Origin of the sequence: Thalassovita aquimarina, assembly GCF_018219815.1 — a bacterium.
GTDB lineage: Bacteria > Pseudomonadota > Alphaproteobacteria > Rhodobacterales > Rhodobacteraceae > Thalassobius > Thalassobius aquimarinus.
Window position 1 is genome coordinate 23,517 of the sequence record NZ_JADMKU010000018.1, and the last position, 25,378, is coordinate 48,894.

At 64.8% G+C, this 25,378-nt stretch carries 27 protein-coding genes and 1 riboswitch; of the genes, 7 read left to right on the plus strand and 20 right to left on the minus strand.

Annotated features, from left to right (window positions below; all coding sequences use genetic code 11):
* Positions 1-17: 17 nt before the first annotated feature.
* Together IT775_RS16655 and IT775_RS16660 are read right to left on the minus strand one after the other, a co-directional pair.
* Positions 18-302 (minus strand): DUF2218 domain-containing protein, encoded by a 285-nt coding sequence (locus IT775_RS16655; RefSeq protein ID WP_212702362.1) that lies wholly within the window; start codon positions 300-302, stop codon positions 18-20.
* Between the two features lie 231 nt (positions 303-533).
* The gene (locus tag IT775_RS16660) at positions 534-1,895 is read right to left on the minus strand and encodes an arylsulfotransferase family protein (RefSeq protein ID WP_212702363.1); all 1,362 of its coding nucleotides are present in this window, start codon (positions 1,893-1,895) and stop codon (positions 534-536) included.
* Between the two features lie 140 nt (positions 1,896-2,035).
* On the opposite strand from IT775_RS16660, the gene IT775_RS16665 reads away from it, so the two are divergent.
* The 4 genes from IT775_RS16665 to pepT all read left to right on the plus strand — a co-directional run bounded on the left by IT775_RS16665 (position 2,036) and on the right by pepT (position 5,079).
* Positions 2,036-2,275 (plus strand): hypothetical protein, encoded by a 240-nt coding sequence (locus IT775_RS16665; protein ID WP_246525667.1) that lies wholly within the window; start codon positions 2,036-2,038, stop codon positions 2,273-2,275.
* Positions 2,272-2,652: a hypothetical protein gene (locus tag IT775_RS16670; protein WP_212702364.1), complete on the plus strand. Its 381-nt coding sequence runs from the start codon at positions 2,272-2,274 to the stop codon at positions 2,650-2,652. Before IT775_RS16665 ends, IT775_RS16670 begins: the two co-directional genes overlap by 4 nt.
* A 3-nt stretch (positions 2,653-2,655) precedes the next feature.
* A complete protein-coding gene (locus IT775_RS16675; protein WP_212702365.1) occupies positions 2,656-3,723 on the plus strand; it encodes a sulfotransferase in 1,068 nt (355 codons plus the stop codon).
* A gap of 114 nt (positions 3,724-3,837) precedes the next feature.
* Positions 3,838-5,079 carry a peptidase T gene (gene pepT, locus IT775_RS16680; protein ID WP_212702366.1) on the plus strand — a complete coding sequence of 414 codons (1,242 nt, stop codon included), beginning with the start codon at positions 3,838-3,840 and terminating at the stop codon, positions 5,077-5,079.
* Positions 5,080-5,148: 69 nt separating this feature from the next.
* On the opposite strand, the gene thiD is transcribed toward pepT, so the two are convergent.
* From thiD to IT775_RS16740, 12 genes are all read right to left on the minus strand, one after another.
* On the minus strand, positions 5,149-5,886 hold the full coding sequence (thiD, locus tag IT775_RS16685) for a bifunctional hydroxymethylpyrimidine kinase/phosphomethylpyrimidine kinase (RefSeq protein ID WP_212702367.1): 738 nt from the start codon (positions 5,884-5,886) through the stop codon (positions 5,149-5,151).
* A complete protein-coding gene (locus IT775_RS16690) occupies positions 5,883-6,797 on the minus strand; it encodes a HesA/MoeB/ThiF family protein (protein WP_212702368.1) in 915 nt (304 codons plus the stop codon). Before IT775_RS16690 ends, thiD begins: the two co-directional genes overlap by 4 nt.
* On the minus strand, positions 6,794-7,405 hold the full coding sequence (locus IT775_RS16695) for a thiamine phosphate synthase (protein ID WP_212702369.1): 612 nt from the start codon (positions 7,403-7,405) through the stop codon (positions 6,794-6,796). The genes IT775_RS16690 and IT775_RS16695 overlap by 4 nt, the downstream gene beginning before the upstream one ends.
* Positions 7,402-8,160, minus strand: a complete 759-nt coding sequence (locus tag IT775_RS16700; RefSeq protein ID WP_212702370.1) for a thiazole synthase — start codon at positions 8,158-8,160, stop codon at positions 7,402-7,404. The genes IT775_RS16695 and IT775_RS16700 overlap by 4 nt, the downstream gene beginning before the upstream one ends.
* Before the next feature lie 3 nt (positions 8,161-8,163).
* Positions 8,164-8,361 carry a sulfur carrier protein ThiS gene (gene thiS, locus IT775_RS16705; RefSeq protein ID WP_212702371.1) on the minus strand — a complete coding sequence of 66 codons (198 nt, stop codon included), beginning with the start codon at positions 8,359-8,361 and terminating at the stop codon, positions 8,164-8,166.
* Positions 8,351-9,286 (minus strand): FAD-dependent oxidoreductase, encoded by a 936-nt coding sequence (locus tag IT775_RS16710; RefSeq protein ID WP_212702372.1) that lies wholly within the window; start codon positions 9,284-9,286, stop codon positions 8,351-8,353. Before IT775_RS16710 ends, thiS begins: the two co-directional genes overlap by 11 nt.
* Positions 9,283-11,070: a phosphomethylpyrimidine synthase ThiC gene (gene thiC / locus IT775_RS16715; protein WP_212702373.1), complete on the minus strand. Its 1,788-nt coding sequence runs from the start codon at positions 11,068-11,070 to the stop codon at positions 9,283-9,285. Before thiC ends, IT775_RS16710 begins: the two co-directional genes overlap by 4 nt.
* A gap of 129 nt (positions 11,071-11,199) precedes the next feature.
* Positions 11,200-11,329, minus strand: a riboswitch (TPP riboswitch).
* A gap of 98 nt (positions 11,330-11,427) precedes the next feature.
* A complete protein-coding gene (locus IT775_RS16720) occupies positions 11,428-12,279 on the minus strand; it encodes a hydroxymethylglutaryl-CoA lyase (protein WP_212702374.1) in 852 nt (283 codons plus the stop codon).
* 4 nt (positions 12,280-12,283) lie between these two features.
* Positions 12,284-13,606 carry a TRAP transporter large permease gene (locus IT775_RS16725; protein ID WP_212702375.1) on the minus strand — a complete coding sequence of 441 codons (1,323 nt, stop codon included), beginning with the start codon at positions 13,604-13,606 and terminating at the stop codon, positions 12,284-12,286.
* A complete protein-coding gene (locus tag IT775_RS16730) occupies positions 13,606-14,097 on the minus strand; it encodes a TRAP transporter small permease subunit (protein WP_212702376.1) in 492 nt (163 codons plus the stop codon). The genes IT775_RS16725 and IT775_RS16730 overlap by 1 nt, the downstream gene beginning before the upstream one ends.
* A gap of 59 nt (positions 14,098-14,156) precedes the next feature.
* On the minus strand, positions 14,157-15,191 hold the full coding sequence (dctP, locus tag IT775_RS16735; RefSeq protein ID WP_212702377.1) for a TRAP transporter substrate-binding protein DctP: 1,035 nt from the start codon (positions 15,189-15,191) through the stop codon (positions 14,157-14,159).
* Positions 15,192-15,217: 26 nt separating this feature from the next.
* Positions 15,218-16,522, minus strand: a complete 1,305-nt coding sequence (locus IT775_RS16740; protein WP_212702378.1) for a hydroxymethylglutaryl-CoA reductase, degradative — start codon at positions 16,520-16,522, stop codon at positions 15,218-15,220.
* Between the two features lie 116 nt (positions 16,523-16,638).
* Here IT775_RS16740 and IT775_RS16745 point away from each other — a divergent pair, with 116 nt between their 5' ends.
* The gene (locus tag IT775_RS16745; protein WP_212702379.1) at positions 16,639-17,979 is read left to right on the plus strand and encodes an aminotransferase-like domain-containing protein; all 1,341 of its coding nucleotides are present in this window, start codon (positions 16,639-16,641) and stop codon (positions 17,977-17,979) included.
* A 23-nt stretch (positions 17,980-18,002) separates the two neighbouring features.
* On the opposite strand, the gene IT775_RS16750 is transcribed toward IT775_RS16745, so the two are convergent.
* The 6 genes from IT775_RS16750 to IT775_RS16775 form a co-directional block, all read right to left on the minus strand.
* Positions 18,003-18,965, minus strand: a complete 963-nt coding sequence (locus IT775_RS16750; protein ID WP_212702380.1) for an FAD:protein FMN transferase — start codon at positions 18,963-18,965, stop codon at positions 18,003-18,005.
* Positions 18,946-21,153 (minus strand): PepSY domain-containing protein, encoded by a 2,208-nt coding sequence (locus IT775_RS16755; protein ID WP_212702381.1) that lies wholly within the window; start codon positions 21,151-21,153, stop codon positions 18,946-18,948. Before IT775_RS16755 ends, IT775_RS16750 begins: the two co-directional genes overlap by 20 nt.
* Before the next feature lie 12 nt (positions 21,154-21,165).
* Positions 21,166-21,636 (minus strand): DUF2271 domain-containing protein, encoded by a 471-nt coding sequence (locus IT775_RS16760; RefSeq protein WP_212702382.1) that lies wholly within the window; start codon positions 21,634-21,636, stop codon positions 21,166-21,168.
* 43 nt (positions 21,637-21,679) lie between these two features.
* Complete coding sequence (locus IT775_RS16765) at positions 21,680-22,045, minus strand: hypothetical protein (protein WP_212702383.1); 366 nt, start codon at positions 22,043-22,045, stop codon at positions 21,680-21,682.
* A gap of 164 nt (positions 22,046-22,209) precedes the next feature.
* Positions 22,210-22,893, minus strand: a complete 684-nt coding sequence (locus IT775_RS16770) for a cytochrome b/b6 domain-containing protein (protein WP_246525669.1) — start codon at positions 22,891-22,893, stop codon at positions 22,210-22,212.
* On the minus strand, positions 22,886-23,200 hold the full coding sequence (locus IT775_RS16775) for a PepSY domain-containing protein (RefSeq protein ID WP_212702384.1): 315 nt from the start codon (positions 23,198-23,200) through the stop codon (positions 22,886-22,888). Before IT775_RS16775 ends, IT775_RS16770 begins: the two co-directional genes overlap by 8 nt.
* Positions 23,201-23,347: 147 nt before the next feature.
* On the opposite strand from IT775_RS16775, the gene IT775_RS16780 reads away from it, so the two are divergent.
* Together IT775_RS16780 and IT775_RS16785 are read left to right on the plus strand one after the other, a co-directional pair.
* Entirely contained in the window at positions 23,348-24,007 is a 660-nt protein-coding gene (locus IT775_RS16780; protein WP_212702385.1) for a response regulator transcription factor, read from the plus strand.
* Entirely contained in the window at positions 24,004-25,368 is a 1,365-nt protein-coding gene (locus IT775_RS16785; RefSeq protein ID WP_212702386.1) for an ATP-binding protein, read from the plus strand. The genes IT775_RS16780 and IT775_RS16785 overlap by 4 nt, the downstream gene beginning before the upstream one ends.
* Positions 25,369-25,378: the final 10 nt, after the last annotated feature.

Consider the following 25,378-nt stretch of genomic DNA (forward strand, 5'->3'; position numbering starts at 1 on the left):
CGGTCACCGCCCCCGGATCATTGCCTCCAGGTCATTCCTTCGAAATCTTCGCGGAAGGCAAACCGTTCCAGATGCTTGTCGATCACCCGGTGGGCGCGCTCGACATGTTCCGGGCCGTCCAGTTCGAACCGGACCGAAAGACCGCTTTCGTCTGCGGTGAGGAACGCTTTGCCTACGTCAAACGCGCAGGTACCCTCGGATTCGGTGAAAACCACTTCGTTCTTGTGCCCGAAATGCTTGCACAGCTGTTGCAGGTACTTCGATCCGTGCGCGGTGGCGAAGGTGCCGTTGATGACATGCATGTCCCGCCTCCAATTCCGAGCATTTTTATCAATTATACGAAACGCCGCAGATTTCAAGGATTTTCATCGCAAGCGGACGATTGCAGGCCGTCCACCACAGGGGGAGCAGCCCTGATCGCCCGGCTCGACACGGACGTGCGGCCGTTTGGGGATTGCGTCGATTGTTGGTGCTGCCCGCATCCCATGCTTCAGCCGAAACCGCTGGGGCGGTTCAGATCCGCCAAAACCGGATCAGCCCGCGTCGCAGTTCCAATCATCCACGTCGAAGAAATCAAGCGGCACACGCATCCCGACCTCGAACATCGAAGCGGCCTCATCGTCGTAAGGCAGCCGGTAATCCCACGCGATTTTGCCGTCGGGTGTCACTTCGAAGATCCGGCCGGCATAGGTTTCGGAAATCAGGATATTCCCGTTCGGCTGACGCTGATGCGCCCCTTCGATCCAGGTGAAAAACGCATCCCCCTCGGCAAGCGGATATAAAACCCGGGTTTCGCCGGTGGCCGGATCGAAGGACAGGATTTGGCTGCTGTCGACGAAATTCGACGTCAGCTTGTTGCGGTTGTTGAAAACCTCAATCGTGCCGTCAGGCATGATGTCCGGGTCATGCTGCCAGGTCCAGGGGCCTTCGTGGTGCCATTTCAGATGGCCGTCCGACTGATCCAGAATCCCGAGCATGTTGATATTGCGCGCGGAAAACAGCAAATCGCCCTGCTCCACCCCCGGTATCTTGTTGGCCAGTTCGGTCGTCACCACTTCGATATCGTTGAGGTGCACCGGGTCCGAGGGATAGGCGAAAAGCGCGGTTGTCATCACGTGTTCCAGCTTCGCGTCGACGATTGCCTGCAGAACCGAAAATTCCTTTTCTATCGCGCCGCCGTCGCCCACCAGCGCGATACTGTTGTTGTAGGACATGGTGCCGGGTTCCATGTTCTCGGCGATCAGATCGCGGGGGAAATGCTGCGCGAAATAGTCATCGGGCGTTTCATCAAGCGGTATCAGGCTGGGGATCCAGTATTTCCCGTCCCCGGCGTCAGTGACCGAATGATGCATCATTCGATCGACGGTCCAGAGAGGCCGGGAACACCGGTCGAGCATGACGCTGCCCTTTTCCGAAATATTGACCAGGACCGATCCATCGGACAGCGGCAGGAAACCTTGAGTATTGTACCAGAGGTCCGAAATCGGCACCGCATCAAGATGCTGCGGATCGTCCCAGGCGGCGAAGAAATCGACATCCCACCGGTGAACTTCACGCCCGGACATATCCAGCATCCGGATCTGGGGACCACCGGGCAGAACGCCCTGTATCAGGGTATATCCCGGTTGCGCGGCGTCGGGATCATGGGTAACCAGCCCGGTCCCTTCATAGGTTATGTCTTTCATCGACACCGGTCGGCTGATGATCCTGTCACCGACGAAATGGATCGTATTGATCAACCCCTCGGGCAGCGCCGGGAAGGGCGGCAGGCTGAAATGGCTGAAAAACCCGCCAATCAGGAACATCACCGCCATCAAAGCGATCCGATCAGGTCTGAACTGAGCCGGCTTCGGGGCTTCCTCTGGTCCCTCTTCTCGCCGCGGATCCTGCGTCATCTTGCGCGCCTCTATGTACGTTAAACCGACTTTTGGGGAGCCTACACCGAACTTCGTGGCATACGGAATCTCTCTTTTCCAGTTGATGGCGCGCGGCGGTTTACCCTACCCTGCGTAGCGAAGGCTTCAAAGGAGCAGGTATGGCCAAACACTTCCCCCTCGCGGTTCTTCCCGCCCTGGCGTGGTTTTTTCTTGCTGAACCCGCCGCCGCCTATATCGGGCCGGGCACAGGGCTTGGCGCCTTGGGGTCGATCCTTTCTTTCCTCGGTGTCGTTTTTCTTCTGATCGTTGGGTTTTTCTGGTACCCGATCAAACGGATGGTCGCAAAGTTTCGCAAACCCAAACCGTCCGGGGAAACGCCGCCCACCGATCAGCCATGATCGCCGTCACATACCTTCTTTGCTGTGGTTTGTTCTATGCGATGTTCATCACATCGCGGCTGATCCCGCGCACGCTTGAACTCGCCTCCGTCTTCAACGAAGCCATCGCGGTCATGGCCGACAAGAACCTGACCGACGCAGAAAAGGAACCGCTGGTGCGCAAGGCCGCGATCACGGCAGCGAAACGATCCAGCCGCCTGATCGTCACGCTGGCCGTGATCGTCCTCGTCTCGATGGTGCCTTTGGCCCTCGGCTCCCTGCTCCATCTGATCCTGGTCGATGCGTTCTGGGCCTTCACCATACAGCCCGCGGTGCTGGTGGCGACACTTGTCGGGATGACGGGCGTGGAAATGCTGCGCCGCCGACTGAAAAACTGATCGATGCAGACCGACGCCTACAGCCCGATCGACCGGCTGGTGCACAAGATGGCCTTCGGCATGCCGATTGCGCGCGGCCTGCTCCATGATCTGGAAACCAGCCTGTACAAGGCGCAGCTGGCGCAAGTGCAGGTGCGCAACCCCGTGTTCATCACCGCGCTTCCCCGCGCCGGAACCACGTTGCTTCTGGAACTTCTGGCCCGCCACGGCGATGCCGTGACCCACAGCTATCGCGATATGCCATTCATCCTGTCACCGCTGATCTGGCGCAAACTGTCGACCCGTTTCCATGTCCCGATCGCCAAGTCCGAACGCGCCCATGACGACGGTATGACCATCGATGCCGACAGCCCGGAAGCCTTCGAGGAAGTGGTCTGGCTGCACCTGGCGCCGCAGAATTTCACACCCCGGGGGATCGAGATCAGCACCGACATCCCGGACGAGGTTGCCCGGGGGCTGCGCGATCATATGGCACGGTTGATCGCCTCAAGGGCTGGCGCGACGGGAACGCCCAACCGCTACGTGGCCAAGAATAACGCCGACATCGCGCGGCTTGGAGCCTTGCGGCGCCATTTCCCCGACGCGTTTTTCGTGGTGCCCGTTCGCCACCCGCTGGATCACGCGCAGTCCCTGCTGCGGCAGCATTTGCGGTTCGGGGAAATCCACGGGGAAGACGCCTTTGCCCGCCGCTACATGGGCGATGTGGGCCATTTCGAATTCGGCGCCCTGCACCGGCCGATCCTGTTTCCCGGCTTTGTCGAGGAAACCGCGCAACTGCAGCCTGACAGCCTGGAATACTGGCTGTGCTACTGGATCTGCGCCTATCGGCACCTGATGCAGCGCGAAGATATCATCTGGGTGGACATGCAGCGCTTTACCCGCGACGCGGAGATTGCCCCGCTGCTGCGGCAGCTGGACCTGGCAGAAGACGCAACCGTGATCGAAGCCGCCCGGCACACTGTCAGACCGATCACCGGATACGAAGAAACCGCCCCGGTTGCCCCGGAATCGCTGCGCACCGCGTTGTCGATCCACGCGGCGCTTTGCGACAAGGCGGCGGCAAGCGGCTGACGCTTCCGTCCTGCGCCCCGACGCGCCTGACGATACATCCTTCCCGCAGCTGGCAGAGGTCTTGACTCTTCTCCACGCTCCCGGTCCTCTCTGACAAAAAAGGCAGAAAAGCAGATGCAAAACCCCTTCGATCGGGAACTAGAGGATCGCCTCGTCCGCTACGCCGCGATTGACAGCCAAAGCGACGAAGACTCGCCCAGTTCCCCCAGTACTGACGTGCAGTTCGACATCCTGCGCCTGCTGGAAACGGAATTGACCGAGATCGGCGCGCAGGATGTCCGGCTCACCGATTACGGTGCCGTTCTGGCAACGATCCCCGGCACGGTGCCCGGTCCGACCATCGGTTTGCTGGCGCATGTCGACACCGCGCCGCAATTCAACGCGACCGGCGTCAAACCCCGGGTGGTGCGCGGCTACAATGGCGGCGACATCACCTTTCCCGACGACGCATCGCTGGTGCTGTCGCCCGAGGCTTACCCCTATCTGGCGCAAAAGCAGGGGCACGACATCATCACCGCTTCCGGCACCACGCTGCTGGGCGCGGATGACAAGGCCGGCGTGTCCATCATCATGACCGCCGCCCGCCACCTGCTGGAAAATCCCGATATTCCGCATGGCCCGATCCGCATCGCCTTCACCCCGGACGAAGAAATCGGCCGCGGCGTGGCCGAGGCCTTGCCGAAGGATCTGGGCGCCGATTTCGCCTATACGTTCGACGGCGGCAAGATGGGCGAGATCGAGTATGAAACCTTTTCCGCCGACGCGGCCGAAATCACCGTCACCGGCGTGTCGATCCATCCGGGATTTGCCAAGGGCAAGATGGTGAATGCGATCCATCTGGCGTCCAAGATCATCGAAACGCTACCGCAGGCCACCATGACGCCCGAGGTCACCGACGGGGTGGACGGATTCTGGCACGCGACCGAGATGACCGGCGGATCCTCGGAGATGAAGATCAAGATCATCCTGCGCGATTTCGAACGCGAGGGGTTGGCTGAGAAGGGCGAAATGCTGCGCCAGGTCTGCGCGGCGGTGCAGGCGACCGAACCGCGCGCCACGATCACCTGCGACATTCGCCCGCAATACCGCAACATGCGCTACTGGCTGGAACAGGACATGACCCCGGTCGACCTGGCCCGCGACGCCTGCCGCAAGCTGGGGATGGAACCGGTTTCGGTCCCGATCCGGGGCGGCACCGACGGGTCGCGGCTGACCGAAATGGGGGTACCGACCCCGAACCTGTTCACCGGCATGCAGAACATTCACGGGCCGCTGGAATGGATTTCGGTGCAGGACATGGCCGTCGCGACCGAGTTCTGCCTGACCCTTCTGGGACTGGCGGCGGAGGAGGCATAAGCCACATCGGGCGGGTCTGAAGGGGATCGCGCCCGATCCCCTTGCCTGCACGGAACCGATATCCGGGCTTCACACCTGCTGAAGCGCCTTTCGGAACCGCGCCTGCAACAACTCCCTTGCCGTTGCGATCGCGGTGCGCATGTCCTGCCCGGACCCAAGCCCAACCGCGATGGCGCTCGCAAGCTGGCAACCGGTGCCACGCAGGGCGACAGCGAAGCGCGGGCCGGAAAAAGCAAACACGTCGCCGTCCGCCATGTACAAGCGGTCTTCGCATGTCTGCCCGACCCCGGCATGCCCGCCCTTGACCAGAACCGCCGCACAGCCCTGCGCCATCAGCGCCCTGACGCGGGCCCGTTCATCCGCGCCGTCCGCCAGCCCGAGCCACGTCGCCAGCACGCGCAGTTCAGGCAGGTTGGGGGTCAGCAGTGTCGTGCGGCACAGCAACCGGGACAACAGCGCCCGAAGGCCCGCCTCGTCGAGAAGCGCGCGCCCCGAACTGGACGCCAGAACCGGATCGAGGACAAGCGGCACGTTTGGCAGGTTGTCCGCGACCGTTTCGACGATCCGCGCGGTGCCGAGCATCCCGAGCTTGACCGCGCCGACCTGCCCGGCCGCCTTCATCTGGGCGGCCACGTCCGGGGCCGGCACGGGGTGCAGGCTGGTCACGCTCCGGTCGGTCTGTGCGGTCACCGCGGTGACCGCGACGCGCGGCGCGGCGCCCATGGCCGCGGCGGTGGCGCAATCCCGCATCAGCCCCGCGCCGCCACTGGAATCCATGCCTCCGACGAACAGGGCGGAAACGGTCAAAACCCGTCCCCCACGATCGCGACCGCGGTAAATCCGGATGCGCTCAGTTCCTTCGCCGCGCGCCACGCCCGCAATCCCGTCTTGCAGATGAAAACGGCCCTCTGACACGACTCTGGCACCAGTTTGGGCGCCTCGTTGAACCGCAGGTCGACGACAAGGTCGTCGGCCACGATCTCGGCCCGGGAAATGACCTCGGGCCGTGCGTGCTTGGGCTCGGGGGCAGCGTCGAAACGGAAACCCGACAGATGCCATATGGCAAGATCGAGGTTGAGCACCTGCCCCAAGGGCGACGGGGCGTGGCCCAGCAGAACCGACAATGCCATTTGCGCCTGAAGCGCGCCAAGCGTTGCCACCGCCGGCCCCATGACCCCGCCCGTGCCGCAGCTTTGCAGCTGCGCGGGAAGATCGGGAAACACCGCGCGCAGGCTCGGCGCGCCACCGCAAAAGCCACCGACGTAACCGTGCCGCGCCAGAACGGACGCGCTGATGAGCGGTGTTCCCATCGCGAAGCACTGATCCGACAGAGCATAGCTCACCGCGAAATTGTCGGCCGCGTCGATCACGATGTCGGCATGTGGTATCTCGCTGCGCGCCGCAAGCGGATCGAGCCGGGAAATGACCGGCCAGACATGACAGTCGGGATTGAGCCGACGCAGGGTTTCGGCCGCCACCTGCGCTTTCGGCCTGCCGATGTCATCCATGCGGAACAGGGTCTGGCGGTGCAGGTTGCTTTCCTCGATCCGGTCGGGATCGAACAGCCGGATAAGCCCGACCCCCGCGCCCGCGAGAAGCGGCAGCTGGCTGGCCCCCAGTCCGCCGGCGCCGACGACGAGAACGCGGGCGGCGGCAAGCGCCCTCTGCCCCGCCTCGCCCACTTCCGGCAGGCATGTCTGGCGCGCGTACCGGGTCATCGCAGATACTCCCGCGTGGTCGCGATCCAGTCGCGGCAGCGCGCCTCGGGATCGTCGGCCTGCTGAATGTCCGTCACCACGGCGGCGCTGTCGGCCCCGGCGGCAAAGACACCGGGAAGGCGATCAAGCGTCAGCCCTCCGATACCGACCAGCGGCGTGCCGCCCGCCGCCTTTTTCCACGCGCGCACCCGGTCGAGTCCCTGCGGCCCCCATTTCATCTTCTTCAGCAGCGTCGGATAGACCGGGCCGAGCGCCACATAGGCCGGATCAAGCGACAGGGCGCGGTCAAGCTCGGCCTCGTCATGGGTCGACAGGCCGAACCGAACGCCCGCGCGGCGCAGCGCGGCGAAATCCGCGTCATCCATGTCTTCCTGACCAAGATGCACGAACCCGCAGCGCAGATCGAGCGCGGCCTGCCAGTAATCGTTCACCACCAGCTGCGCGCGGTGAACCGCGCAGAAATCGCGGGCGCGGGCGATCTGTCGGCGGATTTCGTCTTCGGGCTGATCCTTGATCCGAAGCTGAACCAAGTTGACACCATGCGGCACCAGAAGTTCGATCCGACTGACATGACCGACGATGAGGTAGAAGGGATCAAGCGTCTTCATGCCAGTTCCGCCATGCCGAAGATCGGGGTGGAAGCCACCGCCATGTCGCGCCGGGGCATGATCCCCGCATCATGCGCCGCGCGCCCCGCCGAAACCGCCTGACCGAAGGCGCGGGACATGCCGACGGGGTCAAGCGCCTTGGCAACCGCCGTGTTGAGCAGCACCGCGTCAAATCCCATCTCCATCGCCTCCATCGCCTGGCTCGGCGCGCCGATCCCGGCATCGACGACCAGCGGGATATCGGGGAAATGCGCCCGCATGGTCTTCAGCGCCTCCTTATTGCGCAGCCCCTGCCCCGACCCGATCGGCGCGCCCCACGGCATCAACACGCGGCACCCCGCCTCGATCAGCTTTTCACCGACGATCAGGTCGTCGGTGGTGTAGGGGAACACATCGAACCCCTCGGCGGCGAGGATGCGCGCGGCCTCGACCAGGGCGAAGGGGTCGGGCTGCAGCGTGTCGGCGTGGCCGATCACCTCGAGCTTGATCCAACTTGTGCCGAACAGTTCGCGCGCCATCTGCGCCGTGGTTACCGCCTCTTGCACCGAATGGCATCCGGCGGTGTTGGGCAGGATGCGGCAACCGCTTTCCTTGAGGATGTCGCGGAAGGCGTCGCCGCCCGTCCCTTCGCGGCGCAGGCTGACCGTGATGACTTCGGCGCCGGACGCCGCGATCGCCTCGCGCAGCACCTGCGGTGAGGGGTATTGCGCGGTGCCCAGCATCAGCCGGTTTTGCAGGTCACTGCCATAAAACATCTTTCATCCCCCCTGCATCGGCGACAGCGCTTCGACCTTTGCGCCATCGTGAAGCGTGGCCGTGTCACGCGCCGCAAGCGGCACGAACTGCCCGTTGAGCGCGGTCGCCACCGAAGCGGCCTCATAGCCCTGTTCTTCGATCAGGGCCGCAAGCGTGGCGGCGGCGGTCTCCACTGCGGTCCCGTTGAGTTCAATGCGCATTGATTTTCTCCTCAGTCATCATCCGCACCAGGTCCCCGGCGACCACCGGCGCCATCAGGAAGCCGTGACGGTACATGCCGTTCACATGAATCCGGTCGCCGTCGCGGCGCAAGGCAGGCAGGTTATCGGGGAAGGACGGGCGCAATCCCGCACCCGTGGCGATCAGTTCGGCCTCGGCAAAACCGGGATGCACGGTATAGGCCGCCGACAGCAACTCCATCACCGCACGGGCGGTGATCGGGCCGGACCGCGCGGTTTCCACCATCGTCGCGCCGACCATATAACGCCCCTGCCCGCGCGGCACTATGTAACAGGGAAAACGCGGATGCAGCAGCCGAACGGTGCGGGTGAGCGTGACATCGGGGGCGTAAAGCTCCAGCATCTCGCCCCGCACGGCGCGCAAATCCTTCAGACGGTCCCGCGCGGCAAGCCCCCGGCAATCGACGATCCGACCGCCGGGCGTGCCACCGTGAAACCGTACGCCCCGCGCCGTGAGCTGGTCGCGCAACTCAGCCATGGCGATGACCGGGTCCATGTGCGCCTCGGCGGCAAAAAAAAGACCGCGCGCGAACCGGCCCGACAGACCGGGTTCAAAATCGTCTGGCCGCACCCAGTCATGCGACCGGGTCGCGCGGGCGAACCGGTCCAGGTCCCCCCCGTCGCGCGGCGGCGCGAGGACCAGCGTGCCGCGCGCCTCCAGGCCACTGACGCGTGCGCGCCACCACGTGATCGCCGCCTGCCCCCGTTCCACGATCACATCGGGCGCGCTTTCGCCCTCGCAAAACGGCGCCAGCATCCCGCCCGCCAGCAACGAGGCTGGCGGCGGGGCGCCGTCCGGGGCGACCACCTCGACATCGAACCCCGCCTCCGACAGGGCGGTGGCGGCGCAAAGCCCCGCCACGCCCGCACCCAGAACGGATATCATTCCGCGCTTTCCTCGGCAGGCAGGTAAAGTTCCCCGCCTTCGCGGAATTTCTCGGCCATTTCCTTCATGCCCTTCTGCTTTTCCGCCTCGGCACGGATGTCGTGGGAAATTCGCATGGAACAGAATTTCGGCCCGCACATGGAACAGAAATGCGCCACCTTGTGGGCCTCTTTCGGCATCGTTTCGTCATGCATCTCGCGCGCCGTGTCGGGGTCGAGTCCGAGGTTGAACTGGTCCTCCCAACGAAATTCGAACCGGGCGCGGCTGAGCGCGTCGTCGCGCGCCTGCGCCCCCGGATGCCCCTTGGCCAGATCGGCCGCATGGGCGGCGAGCTTGTAGGTGATGACGCCGGTTTTCACGTCATCGCGGTCGGGCAGGCCCAGGTGTTCCTTGGGCGTCACGTAGCACAGCATCGCGGTGCCGAACCAACCGATCATCGCCGCGCCGATGGCTGATGTGATGTGGTCGTAGCCTGGCGCGATATCGGTGGTCAGCGGCCCCAAAGTGTAGAACGGCGCCTCGTGGCAATGTTCCAGCTGCTTTTCCATGTTGGCCTTGATCTTGTGCATCGGCACGTGGCCGGGGCCTTCGATCATCACCTGGCAATCCTTGGCCCACGCGATCTTGGTCAGCTCGCCCAGCGTTTCCAGTTCGGCGAATTGCGCTTCGTCGTTGGCGTCGGCGATCGACCCGGGGCGCAGCCCGTCGCCCAGCGAGAAGGACACGTCGTAGCGGCGGCAGATATCGCAGATTTCCTCGAAATGTTCGTAGAGGAAGCTTTCGCGATGGTGATGCAGGCACCACTTGGCCATGATCGACCCGCCGCGCGACACGATGCCGGTGACGCGCTTGGCGGTCATCGGGATCATGTGCAGCCGCACACCGGCATGGATGGTGAAATAATCCACCCCCTGTTCGGCCTGTTCGATCAGCGTGTCGCGGAAGATGTCCCAGGTCAGGTCCTCGGCAATGCCGCCAACCTTTTCCAGCGCCTGGTACAGCGGCACGGTGCCGATCGGCACCGGCGCGTTGCGGATGATCCAGTCCCGGATGTTGTGAATGTTGCGGCCGGTGGACAGGTCCATCACGGTGTCGGCGCCCCAGCGGATCGCCCAGACCATTTTCTCGACCTCTTCCTCCATCGAGGAAGTGACCGCCGAATTGCCGATATTGGCGTTGATCTTCACCTTGAAATTGCGGCCGATGATCATCGGTTCCAGTTCGCGGTGGTTGATGTTGGCCGGGATGATGGCGCGGCCCGCCGCGATTTCGTCGCGCACGAATTCGGGCGTCACCAGATCGGGCAGTTCGGCGCCAAAGCCTTCGCCGTCGCGGCTGTACGCCTCTTTCCGGCCCTCGTTTTCGCGGATCGCGACGAATTCCATTTCCGGCGTGACGATGCCCGCCTTGGCATAGGCAAGCTGCGTCACCGCGCGGTCGCCAGTGGCGCGCAGCGGCAGACGTTTTTCCGGGAAAGCGGGCGTCAGGCGGTCGCCGGTGGCGAAGCCATTGTCCGCCCCGGTCACTTCGCGGCCCTCGTATTCCTCGACCTCGCCACGGGACTGGAGCCAGCCGCCGCGCACTTCCGGCAGCCCCTTGGCGATGTCGATCGCCGTGGCCGGATCGGTATAGGGGCCGGAACTGTCATAGACAATAAGCGGGTCTTCACCGGAAACGGCGATTTCGCGCATCGGCACGCGGATTTCATGGACCGCACCGGTCGCATACACCTTGCGCGACGCGGGCAAAGCGCCCGTGGAAATGGTGGGAATGGTGTCTTTCATATCGGTCTCCTCTTACGATGAGACCCAAGAGAAACAGGGAGCAGAAAGGGGACCACCGGCCCCGCATGCGCCATGATCGCGCAATGGGCCTTAGCGGCCCGAAAGGACCGCCCCTCTTCACAGGATTGCGGAAATGCCCTTCGGTCTTCCTACGCCAGCATCAACTGGGTCAGGTTCTAAGGGTCGCTTCACCGGAAGTGTTTCGAACACATCCCGTCAGCCTCTCAGTCCCCTAGGCGGGACTCCCCTGACATGGCGGGACTATGGAAATGCGCGGCGGCGGTGTCAACCGCTGAAATCGCCCCGGCCATCAATCGCGCCACGACAGGGCAATCCCAGAACCATCAGGACCCCGTGTCAGGCAGAAATTCCTGCGGCGATCCGTTCCGCCTTCTGCAAGGCATTGATATCTATGCCATGTTCGAAACCGCGGGCTTCGATCACGGAGAGAACCGCCCGCGTGTCGATATTCCCCGGAGCTCCCGGTGCGTAAGGGCACCCACCCAGGCCACCGACCGAGGCATCGAAGCTTCGCAGCCCGTGATCAAGCGCCACCTCAACCAGCGCGCCGGCCTGCCCATGGGTGTCATGGAAGTGCCCGGCAAGCTTTTCGGCGGGCACCCGTTCAAGCAGCGCATCGAAAAGCCGCCCGACCGTTTCCGGCTGCCCCGCGCCGATCGTGTCGCCGAGGGAAACTTCGTAGCAGCCGAGTTCGAGGAGCCGTTCCGTCCAACGCGTGACCGTTTCGGCCGGGGTCGGGCCGTCAAACGGACAGGCGATCACGGTCGAGAGATAACCGCGAACGCGCAGACCGTTTTCCTGTGCCTGCCGCATGATCGGGGCGAAGCGCCCGAAACTTTCCTCGATGCTGCAGTTGAGATTGGCGCGACTGAAACCTTCCGAGGCCGCGGCGAAAACCGCCACCTCGTCGCATCCCGCCGCGACCGCCGCCTCGAGCCCGCGCAGGTTCGGCGTCAGCGCGGCATAGGAAACGCCTTCGGCGCGCGTGATTCCCGCCATCACCTCGGCCGCATCGGCCATCTGCGGCACCCAACGCGGGCTGACGAAGCTCGTCGCTTCGATCTTTTTCAAACCGGCCCTGCTCAGCGCGTCAATGAGATCGATCTTGGTATCCGTCGGCACCTGCGCGCCAAGGCTTTGCAGCCCGTCCCTGGGACCGACCTCGAAAACGGTGACATGATCGGCCATCGCTTCACCTCGCGTTCTGGGTCAGGGCTTCGGGCAGCCAGGTAACGAGCGACGGGAACAGTGCGAAAAGCACCAGAACCGCAGCCTGAATGAAGAAGAACGGCATGACCCCGCGATAGACCTGACCGATGCCGATCCCTTCGGGCAGCACCCCCTTAAGATAGAACAGCGTGTAGCCGAAGGGCGGGGTGATATAGGCCATCTGCGCCGTGATCATGAACAGCACACCGAACCAGAGCGGATCGAAGCCAAGCGCGCCGATGATCGGCAGGAACACCGGCACGCACAGAAGAATGATGCCGATTTCATCGAGAAACAGCCCGAGGAAGATCAGCACCATCACCATCGCGCCCAGAATGATCCAGCGTGACGCTTCGAGGGTTTCGACGAAGTCGAGCAGAGAATCCGCGCCGCCGGTCGCCACGAACACCGAAATGAAAGCCCGCGCACCGATGGTGATCCACAGGATCATCGCGGTGACGCGCAGCGTATCGGTGGCGGCCTCCGACAGCATCGGCATAGACAACCGGCGCGTGATCAGCGCCGACAGCGCCGCCCCAAGCACGCCGACAGCGGCCGCTTCGGTCGGCGTCGCGATACCGGCATAGATCGACCCCAAAACCCCGAAAACGACGAATGCGGGCAGGATCAGGCTCTTGAGCTTGGCGAGCTTTTCGCGCAGCGGCAGCGGTTCGAACTGGCTGGGCTTCGGGGCCAGTTCGGGATTGATCCAGGTGCGAACCAGGATGTAACCGATATAGCCGCCGGCGAGGATCAGGCCGGGGACGATGCCCGCGGAAAACATCTTGCCGATCGAGATCTGCGCGGTGATCGCGTAAACGATGGTGACGACCGAGGGCGGGATCAGGATGCCAAGCGTCCCGCCGGCGCAGATCGCGCCCAGCGCGAGCTGCGGATGGTAACCGCGCGACAGCATCGAAGGCAGCGCGAGGATGCCCATCGCCGCGACCGCCGCGCCGACCACGCCGGTCATCGCCGCGAGGATGGTGCAGATCACGATGGTGCCCACCGCCAACCCGCCGTTCAGGCGCGAAAACCACGTTTCCATCGCGTCATAAAGCGCATCGATGATCGCGGATTTTTGCAGGATCGAAGCCATCAGCACGTAAAGCGGGATCGCCATCAGCGCTTCCGAGGTCATCGTTTCGAAGGTGTTGAGCACCGCGACGATGAGGGCGGACGGCCCCCACAGAAGGATCGTCGAGATAAAAGCGATCGCGCCCAGTACGAAGGCAAGCCCGGCACCACTCAGCATGAACACGATGAGGGAAACGAACATGAATGCGAGGATGAGCGAGCTTTCCATCACGCGGCCTCCGTATCGGCAAAGGTCAGGATCGCGTTGGCCAGCGCCTGAAGCACCAGCAAGAGAGACGCGAGCGGAAGGAAACACTTGGCGGGCCAGAGCACCGGGTTCCACGCCGAATAGCTGGTTTCGCCATAGCTGAAGGATTGCAGCACCAGCGGCAGACTGAACCACAAAAGGATCGCACCGAAGGCGACGGCCAGGGCGAGGCCAACCAGATGCAGCAGCTTTGCAAAGCGGCCCGAGGCCTTTTCAGACAACACATCGACGGCGACATGACCGCCCAGATACAGCAGATACGGCCCGCCCAGCAGGAAGAAGGGGCCGAAGAGCAGCGTCGCGAGTTCCGGCGCCCAGGATGTGGGATGGGCGAAAAAGTAGCGCGACACGACTTCCCAAAGCATCAGGAACACGATCGCGTAGACGAGCCATTTCGCCATGGCAAAAAGACCGCGGTTAAGCGCGGTGACGAGCTGGGCCAGTGATGTCATTGGATGCTCCGCAAAAGCGGCGTCAGCCATGCGGGGGCACGGCTGACGCGGTGTTGGGGTCAGAGAAGACGCAGTTCCTGCATGAGCGAGATCTGCATCTCCATCATGCGCGTGGACAACTCGTCCTTCGCGGCCTTTTGCCAGACCTCGACCGCTTTCGCGCGGGCTTGGGCCACGTCGGCGGGATCGAAGTCGATGATCTCGACGCCGGCGTCTTGGAATTTCTTCAGGTATTCACCGTTCGAAACCAGGATGTTCTGACGCAACGTGCCCGAGATTTCCCGCGCCGCCACGGCGAGAGCGGCCTTCTGCTGTTCGTCCAGCGCCTCGAAGGCGCGGGTATTGGCGACGTAGGACGTCGCGGTGGTCGGCTGATGCACGCCCGGCATGATCAGGTATTTGGCGACCTCGTACAGGCCCTCTTCGTAGTTCGCCTTGATGTCGCCGCGATCCGCAAAGTCGATCAGCCCCTTGTCGAGCGCCGAATAGACCTCGGAAGTGGGCAGCGGCGAAACGGAGACACCGAAATCGGCCATTACGGCGCTGGCCAGCCCGACGAAACGGCCCTTGAGCCCGTTCATGTCGGCGATCTTGCGGATCTCGACCTTGGAGTGGATCGGTTCCTGACCGTATACGGTCGGCGCAACATAGGTCAGCCCAGCCGGCGCGTAGCTTGCACGCGCGAGTTCGAGACCGCCCCGTTCATAGAACCAGGCTTCGAACTGGTCCGGTTCCGGGAAGCCGAAAGGCACGGTCGAGGAAAACCCGTGTGCCGGGATCTTGCCCGCCGTATAGCCGTCAAACGTCTTCATCAGTTCGAACGCGCCGCCGCGCACCGCATCGAAGGACTGTGCCGAGGGCACGATCTGTCCACCAGAGAACGGCGTGATTTCGAGCGAACCACCGGTCAGTTCGGCGACGCGAGCGCAGAACTTTTCCTCGTAGAGCATCGGCGTCGTGCCGCCGCCCCAAAGCGCCTGCATCCGCCACTTGGTCACACCTTGTGCGCGGGCGGCGCCGGCGGTGACAAGCGCGGGGGCGGCGAGGCCCCCTGCACCGAGGGCCAGCATCTTGCGTCGGGTCGTATTGATCATAGGTTTCCTCCCAGATTTCAGAAACTTCAGGCGCGTCCTAGCACCTGTTTTGCGCGGGCGACACTCACGTCTCCCGCTGCGACGATGGCTTTCGCCACTCGATCGATGTCACCGCCTGCCGCGCCCGCGGTAATCGCGATATTGCGCGCATGCAATGTCATATGACCGCGTTGAATCCCTTCGGTCGCAAGGGCGCGAAGCGCGGCCATGTTCTGCGCAAGCCCGACGGCAGCCGTCACTTCGGCCAGTTCTTGCGCGGAGGTGATATTCAACAGTTTCAGCCCCGCCTGCGCGGCCGGATGGGTCCGCGTCGCGCCGCCCACGATGCCAAGCGCCATCGGCAGTTCGATCGTTCCCACGAGCGCGCCGTCCGCCGCGATTTCCCAGGTGGTGAGCGAGGTGTAGCGGCCATTACGTGCGGCATAGGCATGCGCCCCCGCCTCGATCGCGCGCCAGTCGTTGCCGGTTGCGACGACCACCGGGTCGATGCCGTTCATGATCCCCTTGTTGTGGGTCGCGGCGCGGTAAGGGTCGATCAGGGCCAGCGCACAGGCCTCAACGATGCCTTTCGCGACCTCGGCGCCCTCAAGCGCCTTCGTGGTGAGAGCTTCTGCCGGAATGCGCGCGCTCGCGGTGACCACGCGCTTGTCGGCAAGATTCGACAGGATGCGCAGACGCACCTTGCCGCCCGTGATCTCCTCGACCCGCGGGGCCAGCATTTCGGCCATCGAATTGACCGTGTTCGCCCCCATCGCGTCGCGCACATCGACCAGCAGGTGCATCACCACCATCGGCCCGATCGGCGTATCGGCGAACACGTCGATTTCGATATCCTTGCAGCCGCCGCCGAGACCGACCAGAACGGTGTCCTTGGAATTGGCTTTTTCGATCAACTCGTCGCGGTGCGACAGCAACGTCGCGCGCGCGCCGAAAGGATCGGCAAGACCGACGATCTGGATCTGCGCGCGCATGATCGGCGTGGTGCTGCTGGCCTTGAAACCGCCACCGGCGCGCACGATCTTGGCCATGTAAGAGGCCGCGGCAACCACTGAAGGTTCTTCCACCGCCATCGGAACAAGGTATTCGCGCCCGTTCACGACGAAGTTCGTCGCCACCCCGAGCGGCAGTTCGAACGTGCCGATCACGTTCTCGATCATACCGTTCGCGACGGCCAGCGGCAGTGCCGCTTCGTCCGAGAGAGCCGCTTGCACCGTTGCATCAATGCCTGCGGCGGCGGCGACTGCCGCGCGCCGGTCGGCGGGTTCCATGTCGCGCATCCCTTCAATCCGCGAATTGACGCCGGATGTGGGTTTGGTTGCGGAAGTATTCATGACCGTTTCCTCCTGATCGTCGCAGGAGGTTTGGCGAATCCGGTTCACTTTGTATTGGTACAGTTACCGAAATTTTACCTGTACTGTACCCGCACCACTTCAGGTACACTTGCCGTATGGCTCAGACGAAAACAGACCGGATATTTCACACCCTGCGGCATCGGATCGAATCCGGCGAACTTGCCGAGGGCGCGCAGCTGATGTCGCTGCGGCATGCGGCCGAAAGTTTCGGCGTGTCCAAGAACATCATGGTCACGGTCTATGACAGGCTGGTCGCGCAAGGCCTCGCCAGCGCGCGGCAGGGGGCGGGGTTCTTTGTTTCCCACCCGGCGGCAGCGACGGCGGAACCGGTCAACCTGCGCGAAGCCCGCGACAGCGTCTCGCTTCTCCATGCCCAGCTCGACCGGCCCTACAAGGTCCTAGTGGGCGACGGGCGCCCGCCCGAAAGCTGGCTGCTCAATGCCGCCCCCGCAATCACGCTCGGCTCGGGCGAACGTGGTTACGGCACGCCGCATGGCTTGCTCGCCCTTCGGGAATATATCGCCGGCGCCCAGATCACGGCGGGGATCGATGTTTCCCCGGCGCAGATCGTGACGACCTTCGGCGCCAATCATGCGCTTGATCTGGTGATAAGGCGCTTCACCCGTCCCGGCGAAACCGTTCTGGTCGACGATCCGGGATATTACCCGCTGTTTGCCAAGCTCAAGCTCGCGGGGCTGTCTGTTATCGGTATTCCACGCGGTCCACGCGGTCCCGATCCGGACGCGCTGCAACGGGCGGCCGAACACCATCGCGCCCGTCTTTTTTTCACCCAGTCGCTGGCGCAAAATCCCACCGGCTGCTCGATCGACCTACCCACGGCGCATGCCATCCTCCAGATCGCCGAGCGACGCGACATGCTGGTGATCGACGACGATCCGTTCATCGACCTGCCCGGTGTCAGCGGCACCCGGCTGGCCTGTCTGGACCAGTTCCGCCGGGTGATCCAGATCGGGACGTATTCCAAGATCCTGTCGCCATCGCTGCGTTCGGGCTACCTGATCGCGGACACGGAAATCGCGACATCTCTGGCCGAACTGAAGATGGTGCTGACGGTCAGCAGTTCGGTTTTCACCGAACGGATGATCGCGGAAATCATCCGCTCGCGGCGGTATGAGAAACTGCGCGGTCAGCTCGCCAAGAGGCTCGAGCGAGAGCGAGAAGAGGCGATCGAAAGGCTGTCTGGTCTGGGAATGCCGCTCTTTGCACCGCCTGCGAGCGGGCTTTATGGCTGGCTTCCGCTGCCCGGCGATCTCGACGATCTCGATGTCGCGCAACAGGCCGCGGCACAGGGGATTTTCCTGGCTCCGGGAACATTGTTCCGGCCAGGCGAAACGCATCACGGCCCAGCCCTGCGGCTGAACTGGAGCCGTGTGAACGACAGCCGGTTCTATTCGTTCCTGCGCGGACTGCGTTGAGCCGGAGGCCTGCCCCGAAGTGGTCAGGCAGCCTGTTTCGAAAACAACGCACCGACACCCGTGGCGCGGATGCCACCATCGGCATCGCGCAGAAGAAACAGAGCGCTGAAACCATGCTGCCGCGCCAGCGCGCTTCCTTCCTCAACACTCAGAACCATCAGGGCGGTCGCCCATGCGTCCGCCTCCGCCGTGCTCGGCGCCACCACGGTCACGGAAGCGGGCGTTTTCAGCGCCGGACCGCCCTTGCTCGGGTCCATCGTGTGCGACAGGTCGCGGCCGTTGACCGTGACCCAATGGCGATAATCGCCCGAAGTGGCGACAGCGGCATCCTGCAGCGCGAGGATCGAATGCGGCGCCCGGCGGGTCCGGTCCGGGGCTTCGACCGCGATGGTCCATGCCTCGTCATCGGGCCGCAGCGCGGTCGCGCGCATTTCGCCGTCGATGCCGACAAGCGCGGACCCGATCCCGAAACCGGCTAGTGTCTCGACCAGCCGGTCGACGCCATAGCCCTTGGCGATCCCGTTCAGGTCCAGCGTTACCGGCGCAAGCTTGCGCAAACGCCCCGCCGCGATGTCGAGTTCAAGCGCATCGGAGGCCGGGCTGCGCGGCACGGCCAAGGCGGCGCGGATGCGCTCGGGCCGTGCCGCCTCCGAGCCGAAGCCCCAGGCGCTGACGGCATCACCCATGCCAATATCGAAGGCCCCGCTTGAAGCCTCCCCGATATCCAGGCCGAGGCGCAGCACCTCGACCAGCCGCGCCGGGACCTCCAGCCATTCGCCGACCGGCGCCGCGTTCAGCCTTATCAGGTCGCTGTCCGGCTTCCAGGTGGACATCTGGCCGTCGACCTCGTCCACCGCCGCCTGAAGCGCGGCCTGCAACGGCGCGGGATCAAAACCCTTCGGCGCAAAGAACAGAGCAGACCAGCGCGTGCCCATGGTCGGCCCGTTCAGGGCGTGGCGTTCGGGATCAGTAGACGTCTTCTGCATAGCGCCCCTCCGCTTTTAGCACCGCCGGGGTCATCCCGCTGGGCGCAAGGATTTCGGTCAACGCCTCGGCAACGCCCGCGGCCATGTCGCGGCCGCCGCAAACCATGACCCGCGCGCCGCCCCGGATCAGCCGGACGACCTCGGGCGCTTCGGCGCGCAGCACGTCCTGCACGTAATGCGGCCGCACCCCGCGTGACACGGCGGTGACGATCCGGGACAGGCAGCCCTCGGCCTGCCAGACCGGCATGTCCTCGCCATACAGGAAATCGCTGTCGGGATGCCGCATGCCGAAGAACAGGTGGACCGGTCGCTGCCGCGCGTTGCCGCGCACGAAACCGGCCAGCGGGCCGATCCCGGTGCCCGCGCCGATCAGGATCAACGGGGTTTTGCCACGATCCGGCTGGAACCCGGGATTGCGGCGCAGGAAGGCCGACACCGTATCGCCCGGCCGCAGCGCCGTCAGCTGGCCGGAGCACAGCCCGCCGGGATGCTTGCGCACCACGATTTCCACGAACCCGTCGCGGCGGGCGGAGGCGAGCGAATAAAGCCGCGGCAGGGCGGCCCCTTCCGGCAGGATGCCCAGCAGGTCGCCCGCCCGGAACCGCGCGAAGCCCTGCCCGGTCAGCCGCTGCCACAGCGTCACTTTCGGCAGCGCAAAGCGCAGGATCGCCATCGGGGCCTGCACCTCGGCGCCGTAATCGCGGCGCGACAGCAGCGTCAGTTGCTGCGTCACCGGCTGCACCGGCTGATGCGCCAGTTCGATATCGATTCCAAGCGACTGCCCCAATGCACGGCCCCAGCGGGCGAAATCCTGCGGCGACTGGCGGTCGACGCTGTCGAATGGGACAAGTTGCGCCCAGCCCTTGGCCCGCGCGCCCCGGTCCACGGCGGCGGCGAAGGCGCAATAATCCGGGAAGCTGCGATCGCCGAAGCCAAGGACGGCCAACGGCGCTGCAGGCACGGTTTCAAGCCGTTCGAGCCGGTCGAGGACCCCCTTCGCCGAGGCAGGTGCATCACCGTCGCCATAGGTCGCGGCGAGCACGATGAAGCGTTCGGCGCGGGCATAGCGGTTCGGATCGAACCCCGACATCGGGGCGGCATAGACGCTTTGCCCGGCCTCGCTCAGCACCCGGTGCAGCGTCGCCGCGAAACCCCAGGTACTGCCGCCCTCGCTGCTGACCAAAAGGATGGTTTCGGCACGGCTGGCGGGCTGGTTGCCGCGAATCCACGGCCGTCCGCGCCGCCCGGCAAGCCAGACCAGAACGCCGGTGCCGCCCAGCAGGGGCACCCCAAGCGCCATCACCCCAAGCAGCAGGCCGAGAGCGGCAGCCCCCTGCCCGGTATGCAGCATGTAGATGGTTTCGTTCACCCGTTCCCACACGGCAAGGTCGGCCCAGGACAGAAGCGCGCCGGTTCCTTGGTCGATATATCCGGTGCCCCGATCCGTCTTCAGCGTGAAAACGTCCGTCGCATCGTCCGGGTAGGGAAAGCTCAGCTCACGCAGCTCGGCGACCGGGGTCACCCGCAACTGTTCGATGGCGGCAAGCGACACCCCGGTTTCGCCGCTGACTTCGGCTGGGAAGACCGGGCCGGCGGCGCCATCGGGCAGCAGTTCGAACGTGGCCGCACTCATCCACAGCGCCGTGGCCGAGGACAGGACGAGGCCGAAAACGGCGAAGCGGGCGATTTCCGCATGCAGCCGCCCGGCAAGCGGTCCCTGCAGCGGCGCAAACCAACGCCGCCAACCGCCCGCGCGCCGCGCCACCAGCGCCGCGCCGGACAGCGCCAGCACCAGCATCGCCGCCGCCCCCGCCGCCATGGCGACCCGCCCGCCATCGCCAAGAAACAGCGACCGGTGCAGATTGGTGAGCCAGCGTTCAGCCTGGTTGGGATCGGCCGAACCAACTCCCTGCCCGGTCGCGGGATCGATCACCGCGGCGCCGGGCGCCCCCTGCTCGAACCAATAGGCCGTGATCCGCCCCGACGGCGCGCGGCGGATCTGTTCAACGCCGGGATAGGCCGCGCGGATGCGTGCGCCGAGTTCCGCAACGCTCGAACCGGTTTCTGCCTGCGGCGCGGCGATCCGATCGGCCGCCGGGAAGATCGACAGGGCCGCGCCGCTCAGCGCCAGCACGGTGACAAGGGCCAGGGCCACCAGCCCCGGCCAGCGGTGAAGGGCGCGGATCATCGCTTCGCCTCCTTACATGTCGTAGCTGAAATCGGCGACATAGCGGCGGCCGCGCGTGGGCTGGCCCGCGCCTTCGGTGGTCAGCGGCACCGCGACCTCGTTCGGGCTGTCGCGCATGTCCTCGACCGCCGCGTCGATATGCAGCGTGTAGCCCGCGTCGAACAGCGCATCGGCCAGATCGAGCGTGATCTCCAGCGACCGGCCGGCGCCCACGCTGGCCCCGGTGATGCCGTTGATCTGCGCCGGATCGCCGCCGGTGGCGCGATACCAGTCGGTCAGGTGTTCGTAGTATTTCGACTTGCCGCCCGCCATCCAGAGGCTGCCGACATAGGCGCCCGAAGCATCGGTGACATAAAGCGCGAGATAGGCGCCGTCGCCGCCGTAGTTGTTGAGGTTGGTGGTCAGCGTGACCGGACGCGCCATGGCCAGACCGGGCAGCGTCAGCGCCGTGGTCAGCGCAAGCATTGCGAGGGGGGATTTCATCGGGTCAATTCCTTCTTCGACGATATGGATAGGGTGGCCGGGCTCAGTTCACCTGAACCTTCGGCAGCGCGCCGTTGCCGAACAGGCCGTTCTGCGGCGGGGCGACTGTACCGGCAGGGGCCGGATTGCAGGCGCCCCCCTTGCGGCCATAGTCATCGTCGTCGTCATCATCATCGTCGTCATCATCTTCATCATCGTGCCGGGACCAACGGCGATAGCCATGTTCGTCGTCGTCGTCATGGTTGCTGGCGAAGATCAGCGGCAGGTCGTCCTGCGCGTCGTCGAAAAGCACCGCGAAGGGCCGGGATGCACCGTCCCCGGCAGGTGCGTGCATGGCGCTCCAAGCGGGCACGCCAATGGCCGCCGTCAGAGCGGTCGAGGCGGCAAGAAGGGTGAGAGTCTTTTCCATCACAGGGTTTCCTTTCATCTGCTGCACCCAATCTGGGAACCCGACCTGAGGGTTTCCTGACGCGGCCGCGATTCCCGCTTCAGCCAGCCGTCAGGAACGAAAAAGGCCCCGCCGGGATGGGCGGGGCCAGAGCGGCCGAGGGGGACGGTCGGCCGGGGGCGGGATCAGGCGATATCGCCGGGTCCGGGCGCCCGCTTGTCGCCGGTGACCATGGCACGGGCAAGGTTTTCGCGATGCCGGAAGGACGCAAGAACCACGCCCCCCACGTGCAGCGCGACGAGCAGAAGCATCAGGTTGGCGAAGGCTTCGTGCACTTCCTCGAGCATCTCTTCACCGCCTTCGCCATAGCCTTCGCCACGGCCTTCGTGTTCCTCGTCCTCGTCGCCGTCGGCGAAGGCCGGTGCCACGACCTGCGGCAGATCGGGCAGCATCGCCATGCGGGCCGGTTCTTCCATCAGCCAGCCGGTGAAGGCGGTGCCGGACAGGGTGGCGAGCAGCGCAACGATCATCGCGGCTCCCGCCGGGTTGTGGCCGAGATAGCGGCGTTCCCTGCCGTTCACCATGTCACCGACATAGGCGATCGTTGCGCCCGGCCCTTTCAGGAACTGCGTGAAACGCGCATAGCGGCTGCCGATCAGGCCCCAGACCAGCCGGAACGCGACCAGGCCTGCAACCGCGTAGCCGGCGATTTCATGCACCGGCTGCAATTCGTCCGCCGTGATCCACGCTATTGCGAAGGCGGCAACGAGCCCCCAGTGAAAGATGCGGACCAGCGGGTCCCAGACCCGCACCGTTTCCTCCGCACCGCCATTCATCCGGACAGTTCCCTGGGCGCCTGTGTCAGTCATTTTCCGATTTCTCCTTGTCAGTCCGAGGCCGTTCGTCGTCATCCTCGTATTCGAACTCGATCACCTGCAGCGTCGAGGGGTGAACCGTCACCTCGATCCGGCGGCCTTGCGCATCGGTGCCGTCGATTTCGTAGCAGCCGTCATCGATCTTGATGCGCCGCACGGTCCATCCGTTTTCTTCGGCCAGCTGCGCGACCGAGGCGCGCGGCTGCCAATCCGCCATCGGCACGAAGCAATCGTCGTCGGCGAACGCGGCGCCGGCCGGAACAACGGCGAGAAAGCAAAGAATTGTCAGTGTCTTCTTCATGGGCCAAACTCCGTGTTGCGGCCATTTCGGGATCGGTTATGAGCGGCAAAGCTGACAGCAGCCTGAAGCCCGGTGCCCGGGCGGCGTCAGCTTTGCGTCAGCCAAGGCGGTCATGAAGGGCGCAACGGAACAGGAACGGGAACGGACATGCGCATTCTGCTGATCGAGGACGACACGGTTCTGGGCGCCGCAGTGCGCGACCAGATCACGAGCGATGGCCAGTCGGCGGATTGGGTCACGCGCCTCGATGCGGCCGGCGATGCGTTGGCGGGCACGGCCTATGACCTGATCCTGCTGGACCTGATGCTGCCCGACGGCCGCGGGATCCCCTTCCTGAAGGGGCTGCGGTCGCGCGGCGACGTGACGCCGGTGATCATTCTCACCGCGCTCGACCAGGTGTCCGACCGGATCGAGGGGCTGAACGCGGGCGCCGACGACTATCTGGTCAAACCGTTCGACCTAGCCGAACTGTCGGCCCGGATCGGATCGGTCGCGCGGCGCTACAGCGGCAACCCGAACCCGATCATCAACCACGGCGCGCTGGAAATAGACCTTGCCGCGCGCAGCGTTTTCCGCGACGGAAAGCCGGTTCAGCTGACCGCCCGCGAATGGGCACTGTTCGAGGCCTTCCTGTCTCGCCCCGGTCAGCTTCTGTCCAAGGCGCAGCTCGAGGAAAAGCTCTATGCCTTCGATGCCGAGGTGGAAAGCAACACGATCGAGGTCCATGTCAGCCGCCTGCGCAAGAAGCTGGGACCGAAAGTGATCGAGACCGAACGCGGCATGGGCTACCGGCTGGGCACGCCATGAAACCGCCGCGCAGCCTCATGGCCCGGCTGGCGCTGTCTTTGGGCATATTGCTGACGATCCTCTGGATCGCGGCCGCTTCGGTGACGGCCACGCTCTTGCGTCACGAAATGGACGAAGTGTTCGATTCCGCGCTGAAGGAAACCGCGCAACGCCTGCTGCCGCTGGCGGTCGTGGATATCATCGGACGCGAAGATGCCGGCATTACGCAACGGCTTGGGGCCGTCCGCGAACATGACGAGTTTTTCACCTATATCGTGCGGAACGCAGAGGGGCGTATCCTGCTGCAATCGCACGCCGCCGATCCCGCGGTGTTCCCGGCCTATGACGGACCGGGGCTGCGCCAGACGGCGACCCACAGGCTCTACAACGACGACGCGCTTCAGGGCAGCATCCGGATCACCGTCGCCGAACCGCTCGACCACCGGGCGGCCGTGGCGCGCGAAATCCAGATCGGTCTCGGATTGCCCCTATTGATCGTCATTCCCGTCGCGCTGCTGGTCATCGCTTTCGCGGTGCGGGCCAGCCTGGGATCGCTGCGCCGGTTCCGCGAAACGCTCCATGCGCGCAATGCCCGCGACCTTTCGCCGGTGCCCGCAGACGGCTTGCCCTCCGATATCGCCCCGATGGCGGCGACGCTCAACGCCCTTCTGGAACGCTTGCGCGCGGCGTTCGACGCCGAGCGCAGCTTTGCCGCCAACGCCGCGCATGAATTGCGGACCCCGCTGGCCGGGGCGATCGCACAGGCGCAACGCCTTCAAGCCGAAACCACCGATCCCGCCGCCAAGGCGCGGGCCGGCGACATCGAGGCGACCCTGAAACGGCTCACGCGACTGTCCGAGCGGCTGATGCAGCTCGCCCGCGCCGAAGGCGGCCGGCTGCGGCTGGACCGAAGCTCGGACCTGCGAACGGTGGCGCGTATCGTGATCGAGGATATCGGGCAGGCGGCTCCGTCCGGGCGCATTGCGCTCACGCTGCCGGATCAGCCGGTGATTTCCGACCTCGACCCGGACATATTCGGCATCCTGTGCCGTAACCTTGTCGAGAACGCCTTGCGACACGGTTCGGATACCGCCCCGGTCGAAGTGGAACTGATGGCAGACGGGACGCTGAGCGTGGCCAATGACGGGGCCACCGTGCCGCCCGAAACGCTGACGCAGCTGACGGCCCGGTTCGAACGCGCCGGAACCGGCATCGATGGCAGCGGGCTCGGGCTTGCCATCGTCGCGGCGATCGCGGAACGCATCGGCAGCGAACTTGACCTGAAATCGCCCCGACCGGGTCGGGCTTCGGGCTTCGAGGCGACCGTAGCGCTTCCGGTCTCGACCGGAACGATGACAGCCGAGAACCCCGCACAGTGTTGATGACGAAGCG